The sequence below is a fragment of the Streptomyces turgidiscabies Car8 genome (assembly GCF_000331005.1).
Taxonomy (GTDB): Bacteria; Actinomycetota; Actinomycetes; order Streptomycetales; family Streptomycetaceae; genus Streptomyces; species Streptomyces turgidiscabies.
In genome coordinates this window covers 1-22,012 of the sequence record NZ_AEJB01000406.1, presented here as the reverse complement: position 1 = coordinate 22,012, position 22,012 = coordinate 1, and the positions used below count along the sequence as shown (strand labels likewise).

Sequence of the window (22,012 nt, the reverse complement as noted above, 5' to 3'; positions counted from 1 at the left end):
CTATCGCGGCCCACCGCCGACTTGCCAATCCATTTCCTGGCCCGCCGCGCCCCGGACCGGCCGGTTTCAGCCGGTCGGGGGCGGACGTCGGCCGCCGCGGGTCACCGGCTCCCGCCGAGTCCGCTCCGTACGTCCTTCACGCCCCCGTCACGCCCCGGTCGGGTCCCCGTGCAGTCGGACCGTGCTCAGGATCTGCATGATCGTCTTCTCGGGCACCTCCCCGGTGACTCCCGTGGCGCCGTACAGACTCCATGCCACGTAGTCTCCGGCCGAGTTCTTGAAACCGAAGGTGATGGCCTTGCCGTCGCTCGCGCACTTCCCCTTCTGCGGGGTGTTCTTCGAGTGGGCCAGTGCGTAACTGCCCTTGACGCCCGACTTCGTCGTGTACGGAGTCGCCTTCTCGCCGAAGACGAGGCTCTTCTTGTCCGGCTGGGTGTAGCCGCCGTAGACCCACCAGGGGGCCTGGTTCAGGGCGACCTCGTCGGCGTTCTTCGCGCCGCTCGCACCCTTGGTGCCCACGGCCGCCAGCGCGGTGTCCGACGTACGGCCGTCCTTGTCGTCGTCCGAGACACACCACTTCGACTTGTAGTACGCGGGCGCCGACATGGTGATGATCGGCTTGATGTCCCCCTTGGCGTCGGTCTCCTCGAAGCCGATCAGCGTGCCCGGTGTCTTCACCTCCCAGTCCGCCGGTACGTCGAAGGCCGTGCCCCACTTCGGATTCACGACCACCTTCCAGCCGGCGACGGTCGGTTGCTCGGCCTGGGAGTCCCGCGGGTTGTCGTCGGAGGCCGACGCGGACGCGGAGGCCGAATCACTGGGGTCCGCCGATTCGGGGGCGGGCGTCGACGCGGGCGCGGACTGCTTGTTCTTGTCACCCGCGCCCGCCTGCTCGTCCTTGTCGCCACCCAGGACCAGGAAACCGGTCACACCGGCCGTGATCACGACAGCGACGGCCGCGACGATCGCGGTGACCTTCGTCCGGTTCCCGTCTCCGCCCGACGGCGGCTGCGGGGCGCCGGTCGGCGCCGGAGCACCCCAGGCCGGCTGCGGCTGTTGCTGCGGGGGCTGGGTGTAGGGGTTGGGCTGCGGATGCCCGGTCTGCTGGTAACCGGGTTGCTGATACGGGTTCGGCTGCTGATAGCCCGCCTGTTGGTAGGGATTGTGCGGCGGGACCTGCGCCTGCTGCGGATGGTGCGGGTCCTGCGGGTTCTGCTCGCCCCCGGGCGGCTGCTCTTCTGGCCACATGGCCGGTAACGATACGGCGATCGGCGGGCGGGATCCGGCGAGAGTCGCTTCGGGGCCGTCACCGACCGGTGGGACGGCGGTGCCGATGGGGACGAAATGAGCGTTGTCCGGCCCTTTGTCTGAACATCTGCCGGTGTCCCGCAACAGTTGACTGGCCGTCGGAGCCGCTATGACCCGGTAGGTCCATGGACCTACCGGGTCATAGTCATTTTTTCGGGCCGTGCTCCGGGCCGCCGCCGACCGGCCCGAGTGATCAACTCGGTCTGGGTGGAGGTCAGTTGACTCCGGACTCCAGGCCCGGTGACGGCGTCCCGCGCGGCGCCGGAAGATGAAGATTGTGTGTGCCATCCGGGTGTTCGTGCACACAACTCGGTGGGCGCCGGAGGTGTAATTTCGAATGCTGGTGCGGATACCGTCGGTAACACATCTGAATTCCTTTCGTTTTGAACTTCGGTCACTCGTACTGCTTGTTTCCTGTGAGACGTGTGTGCGAGTGTGAGCCAACTCGCGCGGGGGCGGAGGTCGGACCCCCTTATCCCGCTCGGGATTCCGTGCCGGTCGACCCGAAGTCCCACAGCTGACGAGTCGTAGGTACGCACCAATCGGGCACCTGCTTTCCCGTGGATGTGCAATCAGCTCGTGCCGTCCTACGGCTTGGAAGGAAATAGGTTCTGTGCAATCCCCTCCCCCACCGCGTCCGCCCTACCCTCCTCGTCCTGGTGCGAGCCAGGGGGAATCCGACATGAACCTCGCCGCGCGACTGCGAGGGCGAGTGGAGGGCGAGAGCGCGTACGCCGTCGCACTGCTGTTGGCGCGGCACTGGCAGTCGACGTACGACTACGCGGCCATCTGTCTCGCGGTCGAGGGAGACCTCGCCACGATGGCCGCCACATCGGCCTTTCACCGTGTGCTCGGGCTGCTGGAGCGCGGCGAGTCGAATCGGGCGCTGCGACCCCAACTCCTCGTAGCGGTAAGGGAAACGGTCCGGGAGTGGTCCGCCGAGGACGGTATTTCGGTGGTGCTTCCGGAACTCCGCAAACCCACCGGTGCGCGTGGTCTACGCGCGGCGAGGGCTCGTACACCCGAAAATCGGCAACTGGCCGAGCGGTCATTCGGTGTCCTGCCCAGAGCGGCCCAATGCCTGCTCTGGCACACCGAGGTCGAGGCCGAGCCTCTTTCCGTACCGGCCGGTCTGTTGGGCGTGGACTCCGTAAGCGCTTCGACAGCGCTGGAACAGGCCCGCGAGCAATTCCGCACCGCTTGTGTACACGCCCATCGTGAACTCGCGCCGACCAACGAATGCCGCTTCTACAGCCGTCTCCTCGACGTTCCGATCCGACGCGGCGGCGCCTTGTTGCCCGATGTCGAGCAGCATCTGCTGGGGTGCCGTCACTGCCGGCACGCCGCTGAGCAACTCAGCCATTTCGAGGGGGAACTCGGCACGCTCATCGCCGAGGCGGTGCTCGGCTGGGGAGCCCATCGGTACCTCGACTCCCGCCCGGGACGTGGCGGCCCGGGTGCCTTCCCCCGCAAGCCGGCCGGTCGTGGCGGTGGCGGCAAACAGGGTCCTGGCAACGGTGGCCGGCATCGGCTCATGGCCCATCTCCCCCTGCCCGACGACCGGTTCGCCCTCCCGGGGAGGCGCCGGCGTGCCGTGGCCGTCGGAGTCGGCGTGATGTCCTTCGCGCTGCTCGCGAGCGTGCTCGGCGCCCGCAACTGGTCGCACGACAGCACTGTGCCGACGGCCACCTGGGGGACGGCCAGCGGTTACTCGGCCGGACCGGGTGTCGGCTCCCCGAGCCCCGCCGACCCCGGGTCGGCCTCCCCGTCGCAGGCGGACGGTTCGTCGCCGGCCCCTGCCGGCTATCCCGGCGCGGGGCGGCGCGGCAGGCTCCACCATGACGCCACGGGTCTGTGCCTGGACATCAGGGGCGGCCGGGTGCTGGCCGGCGCCGGGACCCGGCTGGCGGAGTGCTCGTCCGCCGAGACCCAGCAGTGGTCGTACGAGTACGACGGGCTTCTGCGCAGCCTGGCCGACCCGAGGCTGTGCCTCGACTCGCACGGCGCCGACGGAGACGTCTTCCTCTCCGGTTGCGTCGGGTCCCCTGCCGACGAGGTTCGCTACGACCTCACCGTCCAGGGCGAGCTGCTGCCCCGCTGGCGCGAGGAACTGGCCGTCGCGCCCGCCTCGCTCCGCGCCGGTGCGGACGTCGTGGTCAGGACGAGGTCCGGGTCCGAGGGGGAGAACTGGACGCTCGTGCCCGGGCGGTCCGCGTCCGACTCCGCCAAGAAGGGGAACGGGCAAGAGGGCGACGGGGCGGCGAAAGGTGACAAGGAAGAGAAGGACGTGAAGGGCGGGGGGACGGGACAGAAACCGAAGGACAAGAAGGACAAGGGGGAGGGCGGCTCGGACGGCAGGCAACCGGGGACCGGGTCCGGTACCGGTGACGGAACTTCGGGAGCACCCGGGGCGCCCGCGCCCTCACCCCAGTCCACTTCCGGCCAGCAGTTCGAGACCCGTTACGTCGCGGACGACGGTACCCAGGAGCAGCCCGCGCCCGCCCCTGCGGCGGACCTGCAGCAGCCACTCGACGCGGCGAAGGCCGTCGTGGTCTCGGCGGTGCGGGCGGTCGGCTCGTTCGCACAGGTAGCGAGTCACTCGCCCAGCTGACTGACACGAGTCATGTCCGGATGAGAACCCCAGTGCGAGCTGCGGGATGCCGACGCGGACCCGGTGTCACCCCGACCCGGTAGGCTTCCCGGCGTGTGCCCAAGGCCGGGCACGCGCCGGGAACGCAGACGTACCGGGCGTACGGCGAGATCGGAAGGAAACCGGCGTTGCACGTGCAGGAATGGCTGGAGACGATCCCCGCTGTCAGTATCTACGCCCTGGTAGGGCTGGTCATCGGGCTGGAGAGCCTGGGCATTCCACTGCCGGGCGAGATCGTTCTGGTCTCCGCCGCGCTGCTCGCCTCCCAGCACGGCGAGATCGACCCGTTCATCCTCGGCGCCTGCGCGAGCGCCGGCGCGATCATCGGTGACTCCATCGGCTACGCCATCGGCCGCAAGGGCGGTCGGCCGCTGCTGGCCTGGCTCGGCGCGAAGTTCCCCAAGCACTTCGGGGAGGGACACATCGCCACCGCCGAGCGTTCCTTCGAGAAGTGGGGCATGTGGGCCGTCTTCTTCGGCCGCTTCGTCGCGCTGCTGCGGATCTTCGCGGGGCCGCTGGCGGGTGTGCTGCGGATGCCGTACTGGAAGTTCCTGATCGCCAACGTGCTGGGCGGGATCATCTGGGCGGGCGGTACGACGGCGGTCATCTACTACGTGGGCGTGGTCGCCGAGTCCTGGCTGAAGCGGTTCTCGTGGCTGGGGCTGGTGCTGGCCGTGCTGATCGGGCTGACGTCGATGCTGGTGCTCAAGCGCAAGGCCAAGAAGATGCAGGGTGCTGCGCCTGAGGCGGAGACCGTAGGGGTTGCTGAGTGAAGTCGGGCGCGGGCCGGCTGTGGCTTGTCGCGCGGTTCCCCGCGCCCCTGTAGGTCGGCTGCTCTACTCGTGGATCTCCTGGTGGGCCTTCGCCAGTTCCGCGTACATCGTGCCGTTCAGTGTGACGCCCTGACGTTCTTCGTCCGTCAGCTCACGCCTCACCTTCGCCGGTACACCCGCGACCAGTGAACCCGGCGGGACCTCCATGCCCTGCGGTACGAGGGCCTGCGCCGCCACCAGTGAACCCGCGCCGATGACCGCGCCGTTCAGCACGGTCGCGCCCATGCCGATCAGGCAGTCGTCCCCGACCGTCGCGCCGTGCACCACCGCGTTGTGGCCCACGGAGACCCGCTCGCCGATGGTCACGGGGAAGCCCGGATCGGCGTGCAGCGTGCAGTTGTCCTGGATGTTGCTCCGGGCACCGACGGAGATCCGCTCCACGTCGCCGCGCAGCACCGCCCCGTACCAGACGCTGGCACCCGCCTCAAGGGTCACGTCCCCGATCACCGAGGACGTGGGCGCCACGAACGCCTCCTCGTCCACCTTCGGTTCTCTGCCGCCGATGCCGGTGATCAACGCCTTGTGCGTCATCGCGCCTCCTGGCCCTCGAATGCGTCGACGGTACGCCACCTCCGTGGGGCGAAGATCACAGGTGTGCGGTGTGCTGGCCCCGCCCGGCCGTGAGTACGGTGTGCGGGTGCCCAAGCCCAAGAACACGTTCTCGTCATGGCGGCGTCGGCTGGCGCAGCGCGCGGTGCACGCGGGTTGGGCCTGGGTGCAGCGCACGGGTTCCGTGACCGCCGAGAGCCCCGGGCGGCTGAACTTCCGGGCGATGGGAACAGGTACCAGGCTCGCCTTCCCGCTGGGCACGGTCTTCGGTGAACCCTGGATCGAGCTGGGCTCCCACTGCATCGTCGGCGAGCAGGTGACCCTGACGGCCGGGCTGATGCCGGACCTCGACCTCGGCCCCGACCCCATCCTGCGTATCGGCGACGGTGTCGTCCTCGGCCGCGGCAGCCATGTCATCGCCGACACGACGGTGACCATCGGCAGTGACTGCTACTTCGGGCCGTACGTGTACGTGACGTCCACCAACCATTCGTACGACGATCCGCACGAGCCCATCGGCAAGCAGTGGCCGCGGATGGAGCCGGTGGAGATCGGCCCGGGCTGCTGGATCGGCACCGGTGCGGTGATCCTGCCGGGGGCGCGGATCGGGCGGAACGTGGTGGTGGCCGCCGGTGCGGTGGTACGCGGGACGGTGCCCGACCACGCGGTGGTGGCGGGGGCCCCGGCCCGCGTCGTACGCCGCTGGACGCCGGCCGGGGGCTGGCGCCCACCGCTGCGGACACCGGCCCCGACACCGATACCGGAGGGGACCACGCCGGACCAGTTGCGGGCGTTGGCGGAGCTGGACGAGAGCGCTGTGGCACGGCTGGCGGAGCTGGATGCCGAGAAGCACGCCGGGGACGTGCGCGCCGAGTCCTGATCGCGGCGGGCGCGGTGCCCGGTGGTCAGCCGGTCGCGAGTAGGAGTGTGCCCAGTAGGGCCAGGCCCGCGCCCGTGGTCTGGATCGCGCGCAGGCGTTCGCTGAGGAAGCCGCGTGCCGCCAGGGCGGTGACCACCGGGTAGAGGGAGGCGAGTACGGCGGCCACGGTGACCGGGCCGTGCTGGGCGGCGATCGAGTAGGTGCCGTTGGCGGCGACATCGGCGAGGCCGACGAAGCCGAGCGCGGGGAGCAGGCGCCAGGGGAAGCCGCCTGCCGGGAGGGCGGCGCCGCCGCGCCGGACCGAGACGTACAGTGCGGCGCCACCGACGGCCACGTTCGTCAGGCGCTGCACGAAGAGGGCGAGGAACAGGCCGGTCAGAGTGGTCGACGCCTCCGCGATCAGCGCGAACACGGTGCCGAAGCCGAACGCCGCGAGCAGGCTGAGCAGGATCGCCTGCCGTTGCACGGGCGCGCCCCTGAACTGCGGTCCGCCCGCGAGTAGGACCCCGGCGACGGCCACGGCGATCCCCGCGAACTGGAGCAGCCCGGGGCGCTCGCCGAGGAAGAGCCCGACGCTGATGGGGACGGCGACACCGAGCGAGCCGAGAGGGGAGACGACCCCCATCGGGCCCAGGGCGAGCGCCTTGTAGAAGGAGAGGAGCGCCACCGGTCCGGCCAGGCCGGCGGCGACGGCGAACCAGAGCCGAGGGCCCGCCTCGCTCCAGCCGCCGGTCAGGACCACGATCGTGCCGAGCACGACCGCCGCCATCGACTGGGAGATCACGACCACCGTCAACGCGGACATGCGCCGGGTCAGCAGGCCGCCGCCGAAGTCGGCCAGCCCCCAGAGCAGGCTGGTGACCAGGGCGAAGAATGCGGTCATGAGGACGCCTCGCAGTACAGTGGAGTGAACGATTCGGTGCACCACACGGTAGTGCAGTGAAGTGAACCTTGTCATGCAAGATGTTGTACTCGGGAATTGTGCGGCAGGATGAGGTCCGAAGCGGTAGAGCGGTAGCCGAAGTCGATGACTACGCCGAAGACAAACGTGTCGGACGAGAACTGGGACGGAACATTGTCGGACCTAGACCTGCTGACCCAGTCCCTGGCGCGCAGCGTGAAGCGCTGGCGCGCCGAGCGTGGTTTCACCCTGGAGACGCTCGCCGCCCGTGCCGGGGTGAGCCGCGGGATGCTCATCCAGATCGAGCAGGCCCGCACCAACCCGAGCCTCGGCACGGTCGTGAAGATCGGCGACGCGCTCGGCGTCAGCATCACCACCCTGCTCGACTACGAACAGGGCCCGAAGGTCCGGATCGTCCCCGCAGACCAGGCCGTACGGCTGTGGCACAACGACGCGGGCAGCTACAACCGGCTCCTGGCGGGCACCGAGGCACCGGGTCCGCTGGAACTGTGGGACTGGCGGCTCATGCCCGGCGACAGCAGCCCCTCCGACCCGCACCCCGCGGGCACGTTCGAGATCCTCCACGTCACGGTTGGTGAACTGACGCTCACGGTCGACGGAGTCGAACACCGTGTCCCGGCGGGCGCCAGCGCCACCTTCGAGGCCAACGTGCCCCACACATACGGCAATGACGGCGCCGTACCGCTGGAGATGCTGATGTCGGTGTCGGTCCCGCCGGTGAGCTGAGACGTCCGGCCGAAGGCCCCGGCCGGGGCTGTTAGCGTGCCGTCATGCGCGCGCCCATCGGAGACTTCGACTCCGCCACTCCGGCCCCCGACTGCCTCGACGAACTGGTCGGCCCGGTCGCCGACGCCGTACGCCACTGGACCGGCGATGTGCCCGCCGACCAGGTCCTGTACGTCGACACCGACCCGGAGTGGGCCGACACGGCCGTCTTCGTGGAGCACTACGGGCGGGAGTTGCTCGAACAGTCGGCGAACTGTGTGGTCGTGGCCGGCAAGCGCGGCGGTGAGACCACGCTCGCCGCGTGTCTCGTCCTCTCCACCACCCGGGTCGATGTGAACGGCGTGGTGCGCCGCCAACTCGGTGCCCGAAAGGCGTCGTTCGCGCCGATGGACACGGCCGTCGGGGAGAGCGGAATGGAGTACGGCGGCATCACGCCGATCGGACTCCCGGACTCCTGGCCCCTGTTGGTCGACTCGGCCGTCGTCGACCTGCCCTGGGTGCTGGTCGGCAGTGGGCGGCGGCGCGGCAAGCTGCTGGTGCCCGGGAAGGCGTTCGCGGGGCTTCCGGGAGCGGTGGTCGTGACCGGGCTGGGAGTCAGCTGACGGCGGGTGGGTGCGGGCTGGTGAGCCGGTGTCGGATACGGCTTGTCGTGGTTCCCGGTGTCAGTGGTCTGCGTCCCTGCCGATGTACACGTCGGCGAACGCCGCTGCCGCCGCCGGGGAGTTGAGGATGCGGCGCAGACGGGCGAGGGTGGTGCCGGCGCGGAACGGGTCGCCCGACGACGCCCCGTGGTAGATGTCGGACAGCCACAGGGAGAACTCCTGGTACTGCCAGACCCGCCGCAGAGATGCCTTCGAGTAGCCGTTGAGGGCGTCCGGGTCGCCCTTCGTGAGGTAGTCGACGAGTCCGTCGCCGAGCAGGAAGGCGTCGTGCAGGGCGAGGTTCATTCCCTTGGCGGCGATGGGGGCGGTGAGATGGGCCGCGTCACCGGCCAGGAAGAGCCGACCGAACTGCATCGGCTCCACCACGTAGTTGTGCATGTCGAGGACGCGTTTCTCGATCAGGCGGCCCTCGTTGAGCGGGGGCGCCCCCAACGCGCCCAGGCGTTCGTGTAGTTCGGCCCAGACACGGTCGTCCGGCCAGTTCTCCGGGTCGTCCCCGGGCGGGCACTCCAGGTAGTAGCGGGTGACCTCGGGCCCGCGCGCCATGTGCCCGGCGAAGCCGCGCGGGTGGATACCGAACATCACGCAGTCGTTGGACGGCGGCGCCTCGGCGAGAAGGGCCAGCCAGCCGATGCCGTAGTCGTGCCGCGCGACGCGGGCGTGCTCCGCCGGGATCGCCGTACGGGTCACTCCACGTGCCCCGTCGCAGCCGGCGACGAACTCGCCCTGCACATACTCCCGTTGCCCTGTCTCCGGGGAGACGTAGGACACGGCGGGCCGGTCGGTGTCGAGGTCGTGGACGAGTACGTCCCGCACGCTGAAGCGGATGTCGCCGCCGCGCACGTCGGCGTACTCGCGCACCAGGTCCGTCACCAACAGAGGCTGTGGATAGGCGAAGTGGCGGTGGCCCGACAGCTCGGCGTACTCGAAGCGATGGCGTCGGCCGTCGAACCGGAACTCGCACCTGGTGTGCGTCCCGGCCCGTTCCAGCAACGTGTCGGCCAGGCCCCGCTGTTGGAGCGCGCGTACCGCCCACTCCTCGATGAAACCGGCTCGGGGGTGCTGCTCGATGAACTCCCGGCTCTCCGTCTCCAGCACCACACAGTCGATGCCGGCTGCCCGCAGGATGTTGCCGACGCTGAGCCCGGCGGGTCCGGCGCCCACGATCACCACCGGGAACCGTTGCGTGGAGGGGGAGTTGGGCGTGGTGCCGGGGGGCGGTGAGTCGAAAGTCACTTGTGCATTATGTCGACCGCCCGCCGCCGAAGACGCCTGTGGTCGGGCAACCCGCACTTTTCGTTATCGGCGGTCCTGGGGCGCGTCTCCCCTCCGTATCTCCTCTCCGCATCTCCGAGAGCACCTCACCCCCCAGAGCCAAGGACCGGAGCTTTGAACACAGAGATCAGCCGTCGCGGCATGCTGAAGTTCACCGGCGCGACAGCGGGCGCCGCCGCCATCGGTACGACTCTCGCCACCCCCCAGGCCGTCGCGGCCGGCGCGAGTCTCGTCCACCCGGGCATGCTGCACACCCGGACGGATCTGGACCGGATGGCGAAGAAGGTGAAGGCCGGAGCGGCGCCGTACACGGCGGGCTTCACGCGGCTGGCCGCCAACCGCCATGCGCAGAGCGGCTGGACGGCCAATCCACAGAGGACGGTCTACCGGGGCGCGGGCTCCCCGCAGAACTACGCGATCCTCTACAACGACATCCACGCCGCCTACCAGAACGCCCTGCGGTGGCATGTCACCGGTGAGAGCGTGTACGCGGACACGGCCGTCGCGATCCTGAACGCCTGGTCTGCCAAGCTGACCGAGGTGGCGGGGTCGGCCGACCGGTTCCTCGCGGCCGGTCTGTACGGCTACCAGTTCGCCAACGCGGCTGAACTCGTCCGCGACCACGCCGACTTCGACCTCGCCCGCTTCCAGAGGATGATGCTGGACGTCTTCTACCCGCTCAGCGAGGACTTCCTGGCTCACCACAACGGCGCCGTCATCACCAACTACTGGGCGAACTGGGACCTCACGGCCATCGCCTGCGTCCTGGCTGTCGGCATCCTGTGCGACGACCGCGCCAAGATCGACCGGGCCGTCGAGTACTTCAAGCACGGCGCCGGAATGGGCTCGGTCAAGAACGCCATCCCGGTCGTCCACGACGACCAGGGGCTCGGCGAGTGGGCGGAGGCGGGCCGCGACCAGGGGCACGCGCTGCTCGGCGTCGGCCTGATGGGCACCGTCTGCGAGATGGCCTGGAACCAGGGCATCGACCTCTACGGCTACGACGACAGCCGCTTCCTCAAGGGCGCCCAGTACGTGGCCAGGTGGAGCATGGGCGGCGAGGTGCCCTACACGGCGAACACCCGCAGGAAGGGTGCGGTGGGCGGCTGGTCCGGCAGCGAGAGCGCGACCCGCGCCGCCGGTGTGGACCCGGCGATGACCCGCCCGATCTGGGCCATGATCGCCAACCACTACACCAAGCGCCGAGGCCTGTCGGCGACCTATCTGACCCGCGTCGCCGCCCAGGCGTCTCCTGAGGGCGGCGGCGGTGACTACGGCCCCAACAGCGGAGGCTATGACCAACTCGGCTTCGGGACACTGGCGTTCACCCGGGACAGAGCGATCGAGAGCGCGAGCCCCAACTCCGGCCCCAACCCCGGCGCGAGTACCAGTAGCCCGGGTGCCGACGGTCAGGGCGCGAAGGGCAGCGGGGCGGGTGCGTCGCCCGCGGCCGGTGCGGCTCCCCAGGGTGGCGAGGGCGAGGACCTCGCCGCCACCGGCACCACGGACGTCGTCGCCTGGACCGCCGCCACCGGGATCACCGCTGTCGCGGGCGGGCTTCTGCTGCTGCGCCGACGGGGGCGGTCCGGCGGCGATCCGGCACAGTGAGACTGCCGGAAACCGGGGACGGTTCGAGGGTCAGCCGAGGCGGGGCAGCTCGATGGCCGGGCAGCGGTCCATGACCATGTCGAGGCCTGCGGCCCGGGTGCGGTCGTACGCGGCTTCGTCGATGACGTCGAGCTGGAACCAGACGGCCTTGGCGCCGATGGCGGTCGCCTCGTCGGCGACCTGACCGGCGAGGGTGCTGTTCACGAAGACGTCGACGACATCGACGTCGAAGGGGATGTCGGCCAGCGAGGCGTAGCCCTGCTCGCCGTGGACCGTCTCGGCCTTCGGATGCACGGGGACGATCCGCTTGCCGTGGCGCTGAAGGACCTCGGCCACCCGGTAGGCGGCCCGCTGCGGGTTCGTCGACAGGCCCACGACCGCCCAGGTGTCGCCGAGCTCGGTCAGGATCTTGCGGATCGTCGCTGGGTCGCCGTACACGCCCGGCCTCCTTGGGATTCGAACAGCCGCTGTTGTGCGTGACAACAGCGGCTGGGCCGCGGTGATTCCCCGCCGTCGGCTCCGGGGTAGGTGTCCCAGGGCCCGGCCGTTGCATGATGTGTCGTGTGGTTGTTGACACGGGACGGCGGGGGAGCGTGGCGGACGGAGCGGCGAAGGTCCGGTCGGGGGAGTACCGGGCGGGTGGTGAGGGCCAGGAAGGGGCGACCCGTACGGGCCGGCCGCGGGTGACCTCGCGGGCCGCCCTCGAACGACTGGGCTTCGAACTGTTCGCCCGTCAGGGCTTCGACGCCACGACGGTCGACGACATCGCCGCCGCCGCCGGTATCGGCAGGCGTACCTTCTTCCGCTACTTCGCGTCCAAGAACGACCTTGTGTGGGGCGACTTCGAGGACCAGTTGCGCGGGTTCGAGGAACTGCTGGCGGCGACCGATCCAGCCGTTCCGATGATGGACGCGCTGCGTGGCGTTGTGGTCGAGTTCAACCGTTTTGACCCGGAGGTGGTGCCCTGGCACCGGCAGCGGATGACGCTCATCCTGCGGGTGCCGACGCTCCAGGCCGACTCGACCGTGCGGTACACGACGTGGCGGGCGCTCGTCACGGAGTTCGCCGCGCGGCGGATGGGGCGGCCGGTGACCGACCTGCCGCCGAGGCTGCTCGGCCATGCGGCGCTGGCCGCGTGCATCGCCGCGTACGAGTACTGGTTGACGGACTCGGAGGTTGACTTGGGGGCGGTGCTGGATCAGGCGATGCGGCAGGTTGCTGCGGGGTTCGACGGGGGTGTCTCCGGCGGGTGAGCGGGAGTTGGGGCTGTTGGTTCCGTGCGGCGCCGTCGTGGCTTGTCGCGCAGTTCCCCGCGCCCCTTGAGGGGCGCTCGGCCAGTCCTGCCGGCCTGCGGATGATCAACATTCTATCCAGTCGCGCGCATCGCGTTCGCCGTCAGTTCGCCTATGAGGACGGCGGTTGCCGCTGTGCCCCGTAGAGGGGGTGTGGGGAGGATCGAGGTGTCCGCCACTCGGAGGCCCTTTATGCCGTGCACCCTTCCGTGCGGGTCTACGGCGGGGCCCATGGGGATCGTGGCGCAGGTGTGGTGGGCGGTACTGAGGTGGGTGTGGATCCATGTGTCGAGGGACCGGTCGTCGGTCAGTACCTCGGGGGTCGGGTCGACGAGGCCGGCGGAGATCCTGTCGAAGGCGGGGGTGGTCAGCAGTGCGGCGGTGGTGCGGATCGCCTCGCGCATGCGGCGTCTGTCGTCGGGGGTCCGCAGGTAGTTGTGGCCGAGGCTCGGGGGTGCGGCGGGGACGGCGGACCAGGTGCGCATCCGGCCCCCGACGCAGGGTGACTGGACGGACACGAGGAACGCGAGGCGTGCGCCGGGAACGCTCACCGTCCCGGTGGCCAGCCCGGACAAGGGGACCAGCGACTGCAGGATCTCCAGGTCACCGCCCGGGTGGCCGCCGTCCGACGACGGCAGATGCAGGGCCCCGCCGAGCCAGGAGTCGGTCGGTTCCGGGAGGGGCCTACGGGGTGTCCACTCCAGGGCGACCTGGGGGTGGTCGCCGAACCGGACTCCGACGTCGGGGGCGTCCCGGACGACGGGGATGCCGAGGCGGTCCAGGTCGGCGCGCGGTCCGACGCCCGAGAGATGCAGGAGGTGCGGGGAGCACAACGCCCCCGCACACAGGACGACTTCACCGCACTGGACGACCTCGCGGCGACCGTCTCGTTCGACGACCACCCCGGTCGCGCGGCCGTGCTCGATGACGATCCGGTGGACCGTGCTGCCGCCCCGCACCGTCAGGTTGGGCCGGTCGAGTGCCGGCAGCAGGTAGCTGACGCCTGTGTTGAGGCGTACTCCGTCGACCGCGTTGCACGGGACCGGGCCGAATCCCGGTTTCTGCTGGGCGTTCTTGTCGGGCTCCGGCGGAAAGCCCAGGTGGTACGCCGCGTCCCGGAACGCGACGGCGGCGGGATGCCGCAGGTCCGTGCGCCGCACCCGCATCGGGCCCGCCGTTCCGTGCGCGGGGTCGGCGCCGTGGTCGAGATCGGTCTCCAGGGCCCGTAGGAACGGCAGCACACCGTCGTACGACCAGGCGGCACCGCCCGCCGCCGACCAGCGGTCGAAGTCCTCGCGCCTGGCCCGGACGAAGTAGCCGCCGTTGACGGTGGTCGAGCCGCCGAGGTAGCGCCCCCGGACGACTGTGTACGGCCGTTGCGATGTGAGGTGCGCCGGGTACGTCCGGACAGCGGGCGTTCCTGGGCGCGCGCCGGGCACGAGCCGCGCGTCCAGGAACTCGGGTGGGAAGGCGGAGAGATGGCGTGGCACCGGGCCGGACTCCAGTACCAGCACGGTGCGTTCGGGGTCCTCGGACAGCCGGGCCGCGAGCACGGCGCCGCTGCCGCCGGCCCCTACCACGATGACGTCAGGCGTCAACTCGGTCCGGGTCAAAGGTAGTTGACCTTCTTCTGTGGTCCTCGCAGTCCTGTCGCGCCCGTCCTCTTCACTTTCGGCATCCGGTGCCATTATTCTCCGGATGTCCGTCGGAAGCGATGCACAGGGAGAGTCGCATGAACGAGTTCCATGGCACCCCGTCCGTCCCGGCCAGCGAGATCCGGGACGCCCCGGCCCCGGCCGCAGAGCCGCTGGAGTCGCTGATCGAGGCCGACGACCTGATCGAGGAGGTCTCCATCGACGGCATGTGCGGCGTCTACTAGGCCGCCCGGTGGACCTCGACCAGGCCTGGGACCTGCATGCGCAGGTCTCCGTGCGCCCCGAACCCTTCGGCGCGCTGCTCTACCACTTCGGGACCCGCAAGCTCTCGTTCCTCAAGGACCGTCGCCTGCTGGCCGTAGTCCAGTCCCTCGCGGACGCGCCCACGGCCCGCGCCGCCTGTCTGGCCGCAGGCCTCGACGAGGGCGAACTCCCGCGCTACGGACGGGCACTGGCCGTCCTCGTCCAGTCGTCGATGGTCGTCGGAAGGACACCATGACCGCCGCCACCACTCGTACGCCACGGCTGGTCGACCTGTTCGAGCACGGGCTCGACGCGCCGATCTGCCTCACCTGGGAACTGACCTACGCCTGCAACCTGGCCTGCTCCCACTGTCTGTCCAGCTCCGGCCGGCGTGACCCCCGCGAGCTGAGCACCGAGGAGGCCAAGGCCGTCATCGACGAGCTGGAGGCCATGCAGGTCTTCTACGTCAACATCGGCGGCGGCGAGCCGACCGTCCGCGCCGACTTCTGGGAACTCCTCGACTACGCCACCGCGCACCACGTGGGCGTGAAGTTCTCCACCAACGGTGTCCGCATCACCCCGGACGCCGCCGCTCGTCTCGCCCGCAACGACTACGTGGACGTCCAGATCTCCCTCGACGGCGCGACCGCCGACGTCAACGACGCGGTGCGCGGGGCCGGTTCGTATGCGACGGCGCTACGGGCACTGGAGAACCTCGCCGCAGCCGGCATGCGGAACTTCAAGATCTCCGTGGTCTGCACCCGGCACAACATCCCGCAACTGGACGCCTTCAAGGCACTCGCCGACCGCTTCGGTGCCCAACTGCGCCTGACCCGGCTGCGACCCTCCGGGCGAGGCGCGGACGTATGGGACGACCTGCATCCCACGCCCGTACAGCAACGAGAGCTGTACGACTGGTTGTTGGCCCATGGCGAGGATGTCCTGACCGGTGACTCCTTCTTCCATCTCTCCGCGTACGGCGAGGCGTTGCCCGGTCTCAACCTGTGCGGAGCCGGGCGCGTCGTCTGTCTGATCGACCCGGTCGGTGACGTGTACGCCTGCCCGTTCGCCATCCACGAGGAGTTCCTCGCGGGCAACGTCCGCCAGCCGGACGGCTTTGCGGGAGTGTGGCGCGACTCGGAGCTGTTCCGGCGGCTGCGCGCCCCGCAGCACGGCGGAGCCTGCGCCTCCTGCGCGTTCTACGACACCTGCAAGGGCGGCTGCGTGGCCGCGAAGTTCTTCACGGGGCTGCCGCTGGACGGGCCCGACCCCGAGTGCGTCCAGGGCCACGGGGAGACGCTCCTGGCCCACCGCGACGGATCGCCGGTGCCCAAGCCGTCCGTCGACCACTCCCGCAGGTCGGTGGACCTCGTCTCACCCGGCGGCCACCGGTGAGCGACTGTGACGAACAACCGCTGGCCGGACTGGACTTGGCGCCCACCGGAAAGGACGCGACCCATGGCTAGGAACCCCTGGTTCGAAACGGTCGCCGAGGCGCAGCGCCGGGCCCGGAAGCGGCTGCCGAGTTCGGTGTACGGCGCGCTCGTCGCGGGCTCGGAACGGGGGCGCACCCTCGACGACAACCTCGCCGCTTTCGCCGAACTGGGCTTCGCCCCACGGGTCGTGGGCCACCACGCGCAGCGCGACCTGTCGACGACGGTACTGGGCGTGCCCACCGCGCTGCCCGTGCTCATCTCGCCGACCGGGGTGCAGGCGGTCGACCCGGACGGGGAGGTGGCGGTCGCCCGGGCCGCGGCGAACCGGGGCGTCATCATGAGCCTCAGCTCGTTCGCGAGCAAGCCGGTGGAGGAGGTCTCCGCAGCCCAGCCCGACCTCTTCTACCAGCTGTACTGGAGCGGCACGCGCGACACGATGGTCCAGCGCATGGACCGGGCCCGGGCGGCGGGAGCCAAGGCGCTCATCGTCACCCTCGACTGGTCGTTCTCCCACGGCCGGGACTGGGGCAGCCCCGCTATCCCGGAGAAGCTCGACCTCAGGACGATGCTGAAGTTCGCCCCCGACGTGCTGCCCCGGCCCGGATGGCTGTGGCGTCACGCAAGATCCGGCCGCGTCCCCGACCTCACCGTGCCCAACCTGCGGGCCCCCGGCGGCCGGGCGCCCACCTTCTTCGGTGCCTACGGCGAGTGGATGCGGACCGCGCCGCCGACCTGGGAGGACGTCAAGTGGTTGCGCGGGGAGTGGGGCGGCCCCTTCCTGCTCAAGGGGGTGACCCGGGTCGACGACGCCAGACGGGCCGTCGACGCAGGGGTTTCGGCCTTGTCCGTGTCCAACCACGGCGGGAACAACCTCGACACCACCCCGGCCACGATCCGCGTGCTCCCCTCCATCGCCGAAGCGGTCGGCGACCAGGTCGAAGTCCTGCTGGACGGCGGCATCCGGCGGGGCAGCGATGTCGCGAAGGCCCTCGCCCTCGGTGCACGTGCCGTCCTGATCGGCCGCGCCTACCTTTGGGGCCTGGCGGCGGGCGGACAGGCCGGCGTGGAGAACGTGCTGGACATCCTGCGCGGCGGCCTCGACTCGGCTGTCCTCGGCCTCGGCCACTCCTCCGTCCACGAGCTGTCGCCCCAGGACCTGGTGATTCCGCTGGGCTTCCCACTGACTCTGGGCGGCGGGGACGCACCGGCGGCTCGTCACACCCCGGCCGGCTGAGCATGGCGGCGCGTGTGTTGGCCGACGCCGTCTGGTCCGCCGTACCGTCCGGTGCGCTGGTGCTCGTGCCGGTCGGGTCCACCGAGCAGCACGGCCCGCATCTGCCGCTCGACACGGACACCGTCGTCGCCCGTGCCGTCGTACGGCGCACGGCGGACGCCCTGCCCACGGCGTGGGTGGCACCGCCGGTTGCCTACGGGGCCAGCGGCGAACACGCGCACTTCCCGGGGACCGTCTCCATCGGGCACGAGGCGCTGTGCGCGGTGCTCGTGGAACTGACGCGCTCCCTCTCCCTCTGGGCGGGACGCGTCGTGTTCGTCAACGGCCACGGAGGCAACACCGCCTCCCTCGACACCGCCCTCGGCCAACTGCGCGCCGAGGGCCACGACATCGCCTGGACCGCCTGCGAGACACCCGGCGGCGACGCGCACGCCGGCCGCGCGGAGACCTCCCTGATGCTGCACCTGGAACCGGAGCGCGTACGGCTCGACGCTGCCGCTGTGGGTGACACACGTCCCCTCGCCGACCTCCTGCCGGACCTCGTGGCGCACGGCGTCCGCGCGGTCTCGCCCTCCGGTGTGCTCGGCGATCCCACCGGGGCCTGTGCCGAGGAGGGCCGCCGGACGCTGGACGCCATGGTGTCGGCCACGGTCCGCCGGATCGGGGCCTGGACGGTCGACGACCGGGGACGCCTCGCCGACCCGGCCCGCCGCGCCGGGACCGTACGCCGATGACGCTTCCCGTCGGGGTCGGCGTCGTCGTCGCGTTCGACCGGCACACCAGAGTCGTCGACGGAGGCCGCGCACTCGTCGGAGGGTTTCCCACCCGGCTGCTGCGGCTGACACCGCGGGCCCGCGGACTGCTCGTAGGTCGAACAGTTCCCGTACGGGACGCGGCGAGCGCGCTCCTCGCGGACCGGCTGGTCGAGGGCGGCATGGCCCATCCCGTCGTCGACTCGCTGCCGACGCCGCCCGATCCCCGGTACACGGTCGTCATCCCGGTCCGCGACCGTCCGCGCCAGTTGGACCGCCTGCTGCGCAGTATCAACACAGGCGGTACAGGCAGTACAGGCGGTAGGGGTAGTGCAGGCGGCTCGGGCCGTACGGGACCTCCTGTGATCGTGGTCGACGATGCCTCGCGACACCCGCTCGCCGTGGCCGCCGTCGCCGCCCGGCACGGTGCCCGGCTGGTCGCCCTGGACACCAACACCGGGCCCGCCGGCGCGCGCAACGCCGGGCTGCGGCACGTCACCACGCCCTACGTGGTGTTCGCCGACTCCGACATCGTGCTGGACCCCGGCACGGTGCCGACCCTGCTCCGGCACTTCGCCGATCCCCGGGTCGCCATGGCCGTACCCCGCATCACCGGGCTGACCGGCCACACCGCGACCTGGATCGAGCGGTACGAGAACACCCGGTCGTCCCTCGACCTCGGCGCCCACCCGGCCCCGGTGCGCCCCGGCACCCCCGTCTCCTGGGCGCCGACGGCCTGTGCGGTGGCGCGGGTGGACGCGCTGCGGGAGGTGCGCGGGTTCGACGAGGGGATGCGGGTGGGGGAGGACGTCGACCTGTGCTGGCGGCTGATCGAAGCGGGACTGCGCGTGCGGTACGAGCCCGCCGTCCGGGCCTCCCACGAGCACCGGGTGCGGCTCGGCGACTGGTTCCTGCGCAAGGCCGTCTACGGGACCGGGGCGCACCCGCTCGCCCTGCGGCACCCCGAGTTCATCGCACCGGCCGTGTTCGCCCCCTGGAGCGTGCTGTTCACCGCCGGCCTGCTCGCCGGGCGACGCTGGTCGGCGCCGGTCGCGGGGGCCGTCCTCGGCGTCGTCACCCTGCGCATCGGCCGCAAGTTCGACGGCACCCGGCATCCGTACCGGCTGGCTGTGCCGCTCGCGGGCAACGGCGCCCTCGCCACCCTGGCGCAGACCTCCGCGCTCCTCACCCGGCACTGGTGGCCGCTCACCGCCGTCGGCTGCCTGGTGTCCCGGCGGATACGCCGGGCCGCCGCGGTCGCCGCACTGGCCGACATCGCTCTTGAATACCGGCCCGGGGACCCCGGGGGTGCCGCACTGGACCCGTTCCGCTACGGCGTCGCCCGCCGTCTCGACGACCTCGCCTACGGCGCCGGCGTGTGGTTCTCCGCGCTCAAGGGCCGCTCCACCGCCGCCTTGCGGCCCCGCGTCACCCGGGGGAAGCCGGCCAGTCCCGGTCAGCGGAAAGAGCCCAGCGGGCCTCGCGGGGCGTCACGACACTGAGGACATCCTGCCGCCGGGACGTGCGGCGCATGCGATGGATCAGGCACCAGGAGGTGTGCGGCGTGACGCATGAAGTGGTCGGTCGTGTCGAGGAGTTGGGTTCCGAACTGGCCGCACTCGCCGACGAGAACGAGTCACTCGGCAAACTGAGTGACCGGACCGTCGAACTGCTCCGGTCCGCCGGGGTCATCCGGCTCCTGCAGCCCAAGGAGTTCGGCGGATTCGGCGCGCACCCCCGGGACTTCGCGGAAGCCGTGATGGAGGTCGCCCGGCACGACGGGGCCGCCGGCTGGGTGTGCGGAGTCGTCGGGGTGCACCCCTGGGAGCTGGCCCAGATGGATCCCCGGCTCGCCCACGAGGTGTGGGACGAGAACCCGGACACCTGGATCGCCTCGCCCTACATGCCCAACGGCATCGCCGAACCGGTGGACGGCGGCTATGTCCTCAGCGGACGCTGGCCGTTCTCCTCGGGCAGCGACCACTGCGGCTGGGACTTCCTCGGCGCGCTCCTCGGCGACGGCAAGGGGAAACCCGCCGGGCCCATCACCGTTCTGCACGTCGTGCTGCCCCGCTCGGACTACGAGATCATCGACGGCACCTGGGACGTGGTCGGACTGTCGGGCACCGGCAGCAAGGACGTCGTCGTCGACAAGGCGTTCATCCCCTCCTACCGTGCCATCCGCCAGGAAGCGGTCCAGGAGGGCGCCGCCGCGGAGGCCGTCGGGCTCACCGACACCCTCTACAAACTGCCCTTCAGCTCGATGTTCCCGCTCGGCATCACCGCCGCCGTCATCGGCATCTGCGAGGGCGCGCTCGCCGTGCACCTGGCCCAGCAGCGCGACCGGGTAGCCGTGACCGGCGTCCAGGTGCGCGACGACCCGTACGTCCTCTACGCCGCCGGGGAGGCCGCCGCGGAGATCGCCGCCTCCCGGGTCCAACTGATCGACGGCATCAGCCGCTTGTACGACCGGATCGAGGCCGGCAGGACCATCAGCATCGAGGACCGGGCCGACGTACGGCGCAACCAGGTCCGTTGCGCCTGGCGGGCCGTGTCCGCACTGGACGAGATCTTCGCGAGGTCCGGCGGGAACGCGATCCGGCGGGGCAATCCGATGCAGCGCTTCTGGCGGGACGCGCACGTCGGACTCCAGCACATGATCCATGTCCCCGGCTCGGCCTATCACGCGAACGCCCTCGCCCAGATGGGACTTGAGCTGCCCGAGCCGATGCGCATCCTGATCTGAGGAGACCGGATGAGCGACAGCTCCGGCTGCCCGGCGACCGCGATCGACGGGCGTCAATTCCGCGACGTCCTGGGAAACTTCCCCACGAGCGTCGTCGCGATCACCACCACGGACGCCGAACAGCGCCCGCACGGAATGGTGGTCGGGACTTTCACCTCGGTTTCCCTGGACCCGCCCCTCGTGTCCTTTCTCGTCGACCGTTCCTCCACGACCCTGCGGACGATCCGCACCGCGGGCCGATTCTGCGCCAATTCGCTTGCGGGCAACCAGGAACGACTGTCCCGACAGCTTGCGGGCCCGGCGTCGAAGAGATTCGACGGCGCCACCTGGAGCGCGTCCGCCCTGGGAAATCCCGTGCTCGACGGGGTGGTCGCCCGGGTCGACTGCACGCTGGAGCAGTGCGTCGAGATCGGCGACCACTGGCTGGTCGTGGGGCGGGTCCGCGATCTCCGCGTCGAATCACTGAAAACTCCGCTGCTGTTCTTCCGGGGCGGATACGGCGACTATCTCGCGAGCGCGACGCTCGTGCTGGACAGGCTTGTCGGCTGGTAACGACTGGTGATGGTTGGTAACGAGCTCAAAGGGGAGCCGTAAATGAAGAAGGACCTCCATATAAGACTGCAGAGAATATCGGCGTGGTGCGGCGTCATCCTCTTCGTGGGATTCCTCGCCGCGTTCGCCATCGGCCACCTCACCCCGCCGATGAGCCCCACGGAAAGCCCCGACGACGTCGTCGCCTTCCTCAAGGACCACCGCACGGGGATCCTCACCTGTGTCGCCCTGATGGTGCTGCTCGTCCCGTTCGAGTACCCGTACGTCATCGTGACGAGCATGCAGCTGCGCCGGGTCGAGGGCGGCTGGGGGCTCCTGTCCATGATCCAGCTCACCACCGGAGTGGTGGCCCCGCTCGGGTTCTTCTTCCCGCTCGCGATCCTCGCCGCCGCGGCCTACCGCCCGGAGAGCCACTCCGTCGACGTCCTGACCGCGATGGTCGACACCTTCTGGCTCATGTTCGTGGGCAACGCCTGCATCTTCGTCCTCCAGGTCTGGTCGATCGGCTACGCCGCGTTCATCGACCACACCCGCGCGAAACCGCTCTTCCCGCGCTGGTACGGCTGGCTCAGCGTCGTGCTCGGCGTGACGCTCGTCCCGGGCGCCTTCGTCTTCCTCAACCAGACCGGGCCGCTCGCCTGGAACGGACTGCTCGCGAACATCATCCCCTCGGTCGCGTACGCCGTCTG

General features: G+C 70.5%; 22 protein-coding genes. 16 read left to right on the top strand and 6 right to left on the bottom strand.

The genetic code is table 11. The features are described from left to right. Positions 1 to 147 precede the first annotated feature (147 nt). Positions 148 to 1,248, bottom strand: coding sequence for a DUF8017 domain-containing protein (locus STRTUCAR8_RS29600; RefSeq protein WP_044473117.1), 1,101 nt, complete (start codon positions 1,246 to 1,248; stop codon positions 148 to 150). A gap of 742 nt (positions 1,249 to 1,990) precedes the next feature. Here STRTUCAR8_RS29600 and STRTUCAR8_RS29595 point away from each other — a divergent pair. Together STRTUCAR8_RS29595 and STRTUCAR8_RS29590 are read left to right on the top strand one after the other, a co-directional pair. Next, positions 1,991 to 3,919 carry an RICIN domain-containing protein gene (locus STRTUCAR8_RS29595; RefSeq protein WP_006379796.1) on the top strand — a complete coding sequence of 643 codons (1,929 nt, stop codon included), beginning with the start codon at positions 1,991 to 1,993 and terminating at the stop codon, positions 3,917 to 3,919. 167 nt (positions 3,920 to 4,086) lie between these two features. Next, positions 4,087 to 4,731 carry a DedA family protein gene (locus STRTUCAR8_RS29590; protein WP_044473116.1) on the top strand — a complete coding sequence of 215 codons (645 nt, stop codon included), beginning with the start codon at positions 4,087 to 4,089 and terminating at the stop codon, positions 4,729 to 4,731. A 63-nt stretch (positions 4,732 to 4,794) separates the two neighbouring features. Here STRTUCAR8_RS29590 and STRTUCAR8_RS29585 read toward each other — a convergent pair whose 3' ends face one another. Beyond that, complete coding sequence (locus STRTUCAR8_RS29585) at positions 4,795 to 5,322, bottom strand: gamma carbonic anhydrase family protein (RefSeq protein ID WP_006379773.1); 528 nt, start codon at positions 5,320 to 5,322, stop codon at positions 4,795 to 4,797. A gap of 106 nt (positions 5,323 to 5,428) precedes the next feature. Between STRTUCAR8_RS29585 and STRTUCAR8_RS29580 the strand changes: the two genes are divergently transcribed. Further along, positions 5,429 to 6,220, top strand: coding sequence for an acyltransferase (locus STRTUCAR8_RS29580; protein ID WP_044473121.1), 792 nt, complete (start codon positions 5,429 to 5,431; stop codon positions 6,218 to 6,220). A 25-nt stretch (positions 6,221 to 6,245) separates the two neighbouring features. On the opposite strand, the gene STRTUCAR8_RS29575 is transcribed toward STRTUCAR8_RS29580, so the two are convergent. Beyond that, positions 6,246 to 7,103 (bottom strand): EamA family transporter, encoded by an 858-nt coding sequence (locus STRTUCAR8_RS29575; protein ID WP_006379777.1) that lies wholly within the window; start codon positions 7,101 to 7,103, stop codon positions 6,246 to 6,248. Positions 7,104 to 7,295: 192 nt separating this feature from the next. Between STRTUCAR8_RS29575 and STRTUCAR8_RS29570 the strand changes: the two genes are divergently transcribed. Both STRTUCAR8_RS29570 and STRTUCAR8_RS29565 read left to right on the top strand, forming a co-directional pair. Then, positions 7,296 to 7,868: an XRE family transcriptional regulator gene (locus STRTUCAR8_RS29570; protein WP_044473120.1), complete on the top strand. Its 573-nt coding sequence runs from the start codon at positions 7,296 to 7,298 to the stop codon at positions 7,866 to 7,868. Between the two features lie 44 nt (positions 7,869 to 7,912). Further along, on the top strand, positions 7,913 to 8,470 hold the full coding sequence (locus STRTUCAR8_RS29565) for a YbaK/EbsC family protein (protein WP_006379780.1): 558 nt from the start codon (positions 7,913 to 7,915) through the stop codon (positions 8,468 to 8,470). Between the two features lie 60 nt (positions 8,471 to 8,530). Here STRTUCAR8_RS29565 and STRTUCAR8_RS29560 read toward each other — a convergent pair whose 3' ends face one another. After that, positions 8,531 to 9,766, bottom strand: coding sequence for a 4-hydroxybenzoate 3-monooxygenase (locus tag STRTUCAR8_RS29560; protein WP_044473115.1), 1,236 nt, complete (start codon positions 9,764 to 9,766; stop codon positions 8,531 to 8,533). A gap of 180 nt (positions 9,767 to 9,946) precedes the next feature. On the opposite strand from STRTUCAR8_RS29560, the gene STRTUCAR8_RS29555 reads away from it, so the two are divergent. After that, positions 9,947 to 11,413, top strand: coding sequence for an alginate lyase family protein (locus tag STRTUCAR8_RS29555; RefSeq protein WP_044473114.1), 1,467 nt, complete (start codon positions 9,947 to 9,949; stop codon positions 11,411 to 11,413). 30 nt (positions 11,414 to 11,443) lie between these two features. On the opposite strand, the gene STRTUCAR8_RS29550 is transcribed toward STRTUCAR8_RS29555, so the two are convergent. Next, on the bottom strand, positions 11,444 to 11,851 hold the full coding sequence (locus tag STRTUCAR8_RS29550) for a CoA-binding protein (RefSeq protein WP_006379791.1): 408 nt from the start codon (positions 11,849 to 11,851) through the stop codon (positions 11,444 to 11,446). Positions 11,852 to 11,976: 125 nt separating this feature from the next. Here STRTUCAR8_RS29550 and mftR point away from each other — a divergent pair, with 125 nt between their 5' ends. Beyond that, a complete protein-coding gene (mftR, locus tag STRTUCAR8_RS29545; protein ID WP_006379768.1) occupies positions 11,977 to 12,666 on the top strand; it encodes a mycofactocin system transcriptional regulator in 690 nt (229 codons plus the stop codon). 113 nt (positions 12,667 to 12,779) lie between these two features. Here the strand turns inward: mftR and mftG are convergent, their stop codons facing one another. Continuing rightward, entirely contained in the window at positions 12,780 to 14,318 is a 1,539-nt protein-coding gene (gene mftG, locus STRTUCAR8_RS29540; RefSeq protein ID WP_234372563.1) for a mycofactocin dehydrogenase MftG, read from the bottom strand. Positions 14,319 to 14,437: 119 nt separating this feature from the next. On the opposite strand from mftG, the gene mftA reads away from it, so the two are divergent. The 9 genes from mftA to STRTUCAR8_RS29495 form a co-directional block, all read left to right on the top strand. Beyond that, positions 14,438 to 14,584 (top strand): mycofactocin precursor MftA, encoded by a 147-nt coding sequence (gene mftA, locus STRTUCAR8_RS29535; RefSeq protein ID WP_006379790.1) that lies wholly within the window; start codon positions 14,438 to 14,440, stop codon positions 14,582 to 14,584. Between the two features lie 8 nt (positions 14,585 to 14,592). Continuing rightward, positions 14,593 to 14,859 carry a mycofactocin biosynthesis chaperone MftB gene (gene mftB, locus STRTUCAR8_RS29530; RefSeq protein ID WP_006379776.1) on the top strand — a complete coding sequence of 89 codons (267 nt, stop codon included), beginning with the start codon at positions 14,593 to 14,595 and terminating at the stop codon, positions 14,857 to 14,859. After that, positions 14,856 to 15,998, top strand: a complete 1,143-nt coding sequence (gene mftC / locus STRTUCAR8_RS29525; protein WP_006379779.1) for a mycofactocin radical SAM maturase — start codon at positions 14,856 to 14,858, stop codon at positions 15,996 to 15,998. Before mftB ends, mftC begins: the two co-directional genes overlap by 4 nt. Positions 15,999 to 16,061: 63 nt before the next feature. Beyond that, a complete protein-coding gene (gene mftD / locus STRTUCAR8_RS29520) occupies positions 16,062 to 17,273 on the top strand; it encodes a pre-mycofactocin synthase MftD (RefSeq protein ID WP_006379794.1) in 1,212 nt (403 codons plus the stop codon). A gap of 14 nt (positions 17,274 to 17,287) precedes the next feature. Next, entirely contained in the window at positions 17,288 to 18,007 is a 720-nt protein-coding gene (gene mftE, locus STRTUCAR8_RS29515; protein ID WP_006379783.1) for a mycofactocin biosynthesis peptidyl-dipeptidase MftE, read from the top strand. Beyond that, positions 18,004 to 19,527 (top strand): mycofactocin biosynthesis glycosyltransferase MftF, encoded by a 1,524-nt coding sequence (gene mftF / locus STRTUCAR8_RS29510; RefSeq protein ID WP_006379787.1) that lies wholly within the window; start codon positions 18,004 to 18,006, stop codon positions 19,525 to 19,527. The genes mftE and mftF overlap by 4 nt, the downstream gene beginning before the upstream one ends. A 62-nt stretch (positions 19,528 to 19,589) precedes the next feature. Next, on the top strand, positions 19,590 to 20,771 hold the full coding sequence (locus tag STRTUCAR8_RS29505; RefSeq protein ID WP_006379772.1) for an acyl-CoA dehydrogenase family protein: 1,182 nt from the start codon (positions 19,590 to 19,592) through the stop codon (positions 20,769 to 20,771). Positions 20,772 to 20,780: 9 nt separating this feature from the next. Beyond that, complete coding sequence (locus STRTUCAR8_RS29500; RefSeq protein ID WP_006379785.1) at positions 20,781 to 21,323, top strand: flavin reductase family protein; 543 nt, start codon at positions 20,781 to 20,783, stop codon at positions 21,321 to 21,323. A 42-nt stretch (positions 21,324 to 21,365) separates the two neighbouring features. Next, positions 21,366 to 22,012, top strand: a 647-nt coding sequence (locus STRTUCAR8_RS29495) for a hypothetical protein (protein ID WP_006379774.1), incomplete at its 3' end; no start/stop codon positions are given.

Excerpts from the sequence above, each read along its gene's own strand:
- STRTUCAR8_RS29600 (WP_044473117.1), bottom strand. The coding sequence starts at position 1,248 with ATGTGGCCAGAAGAGCAGCCGCCCGGGGGCGAGCAGAACCCGCAGGAC.
- STRTUCAR8_RS29575 (WP_006379777.1), bottom strand. The coding sequence starts at position 7,103 with ATGACCGCATTCTTCGCCCTGGTCACCAGCCTGCTCTGGGGGCTGGCC.
- mftC (WP_006379779.1), top strand. The coding sequence starts at position 14,856 with ATGACCGCCGCCACCACTCGTACGCCACGGCTGGTCGACCTGTTCGAG.
- STRTUCAR8_RS29585 (WP_006379773.1), bottom strand. The coding sequence starts at position 5,322 with ATGACGCACAAGGCGTTGATCACCGGCATCGGCGGCAGAGAACCGAAG.
- STRTUCAR8_RS29555 (WP_044473114.1), top strand. The coding sequence starts at position 9,947 with ATGCTGAAGTTCACCGGCGCGACAGCGGGCGCCGCCGCCATCGGTACG.
- STRTUCAR8_RS29500 (WP_006379785.1), top strand. The coding sequence starts at position 20,781 with ATGAGCGACAGCTCCGGCTGCCCGGCGACCGCGATCGACGGGCGTCAA.
- STRTUCAR8_RS29565 (WP_006379780.1), top strand. The coding sequence starts at position 7,913 with ATGCGCGCGCCCATCGGAGACTTCGACTCCGCCACTCCGGCCCCCGAC.
- mftA (WP_006379790.1), top strand. The coding sequence starts at position 14,438 with ATGAACGAGTTCCATGGCACCCCGTCCGTCCCGGCCAGCGAGATCCGG.
- STRTUCAR8_RS29595 (WP_006379796.1), top strand. The coding sequence starts at position 1,991 with ATGAACCTCGCCGCGCGACTGCGAGGGCGAGTGGAGGGCGAGAGCGCG.
- mftD (WP_006379794.1), top strand. The coding sequence starts at position 16,062 with ATGGCTAGGAACCCCTGGTTCGAAACGGTCGCCGAGGCGCAGCGCCGG.
- mftF (WP_006379787.1), top strand. The coding sequence starts at position 18,004 with ATGACGCTTCCCGTCGGGGTCGGCGTCGTCGTCGCGTTCGACCGGCAC.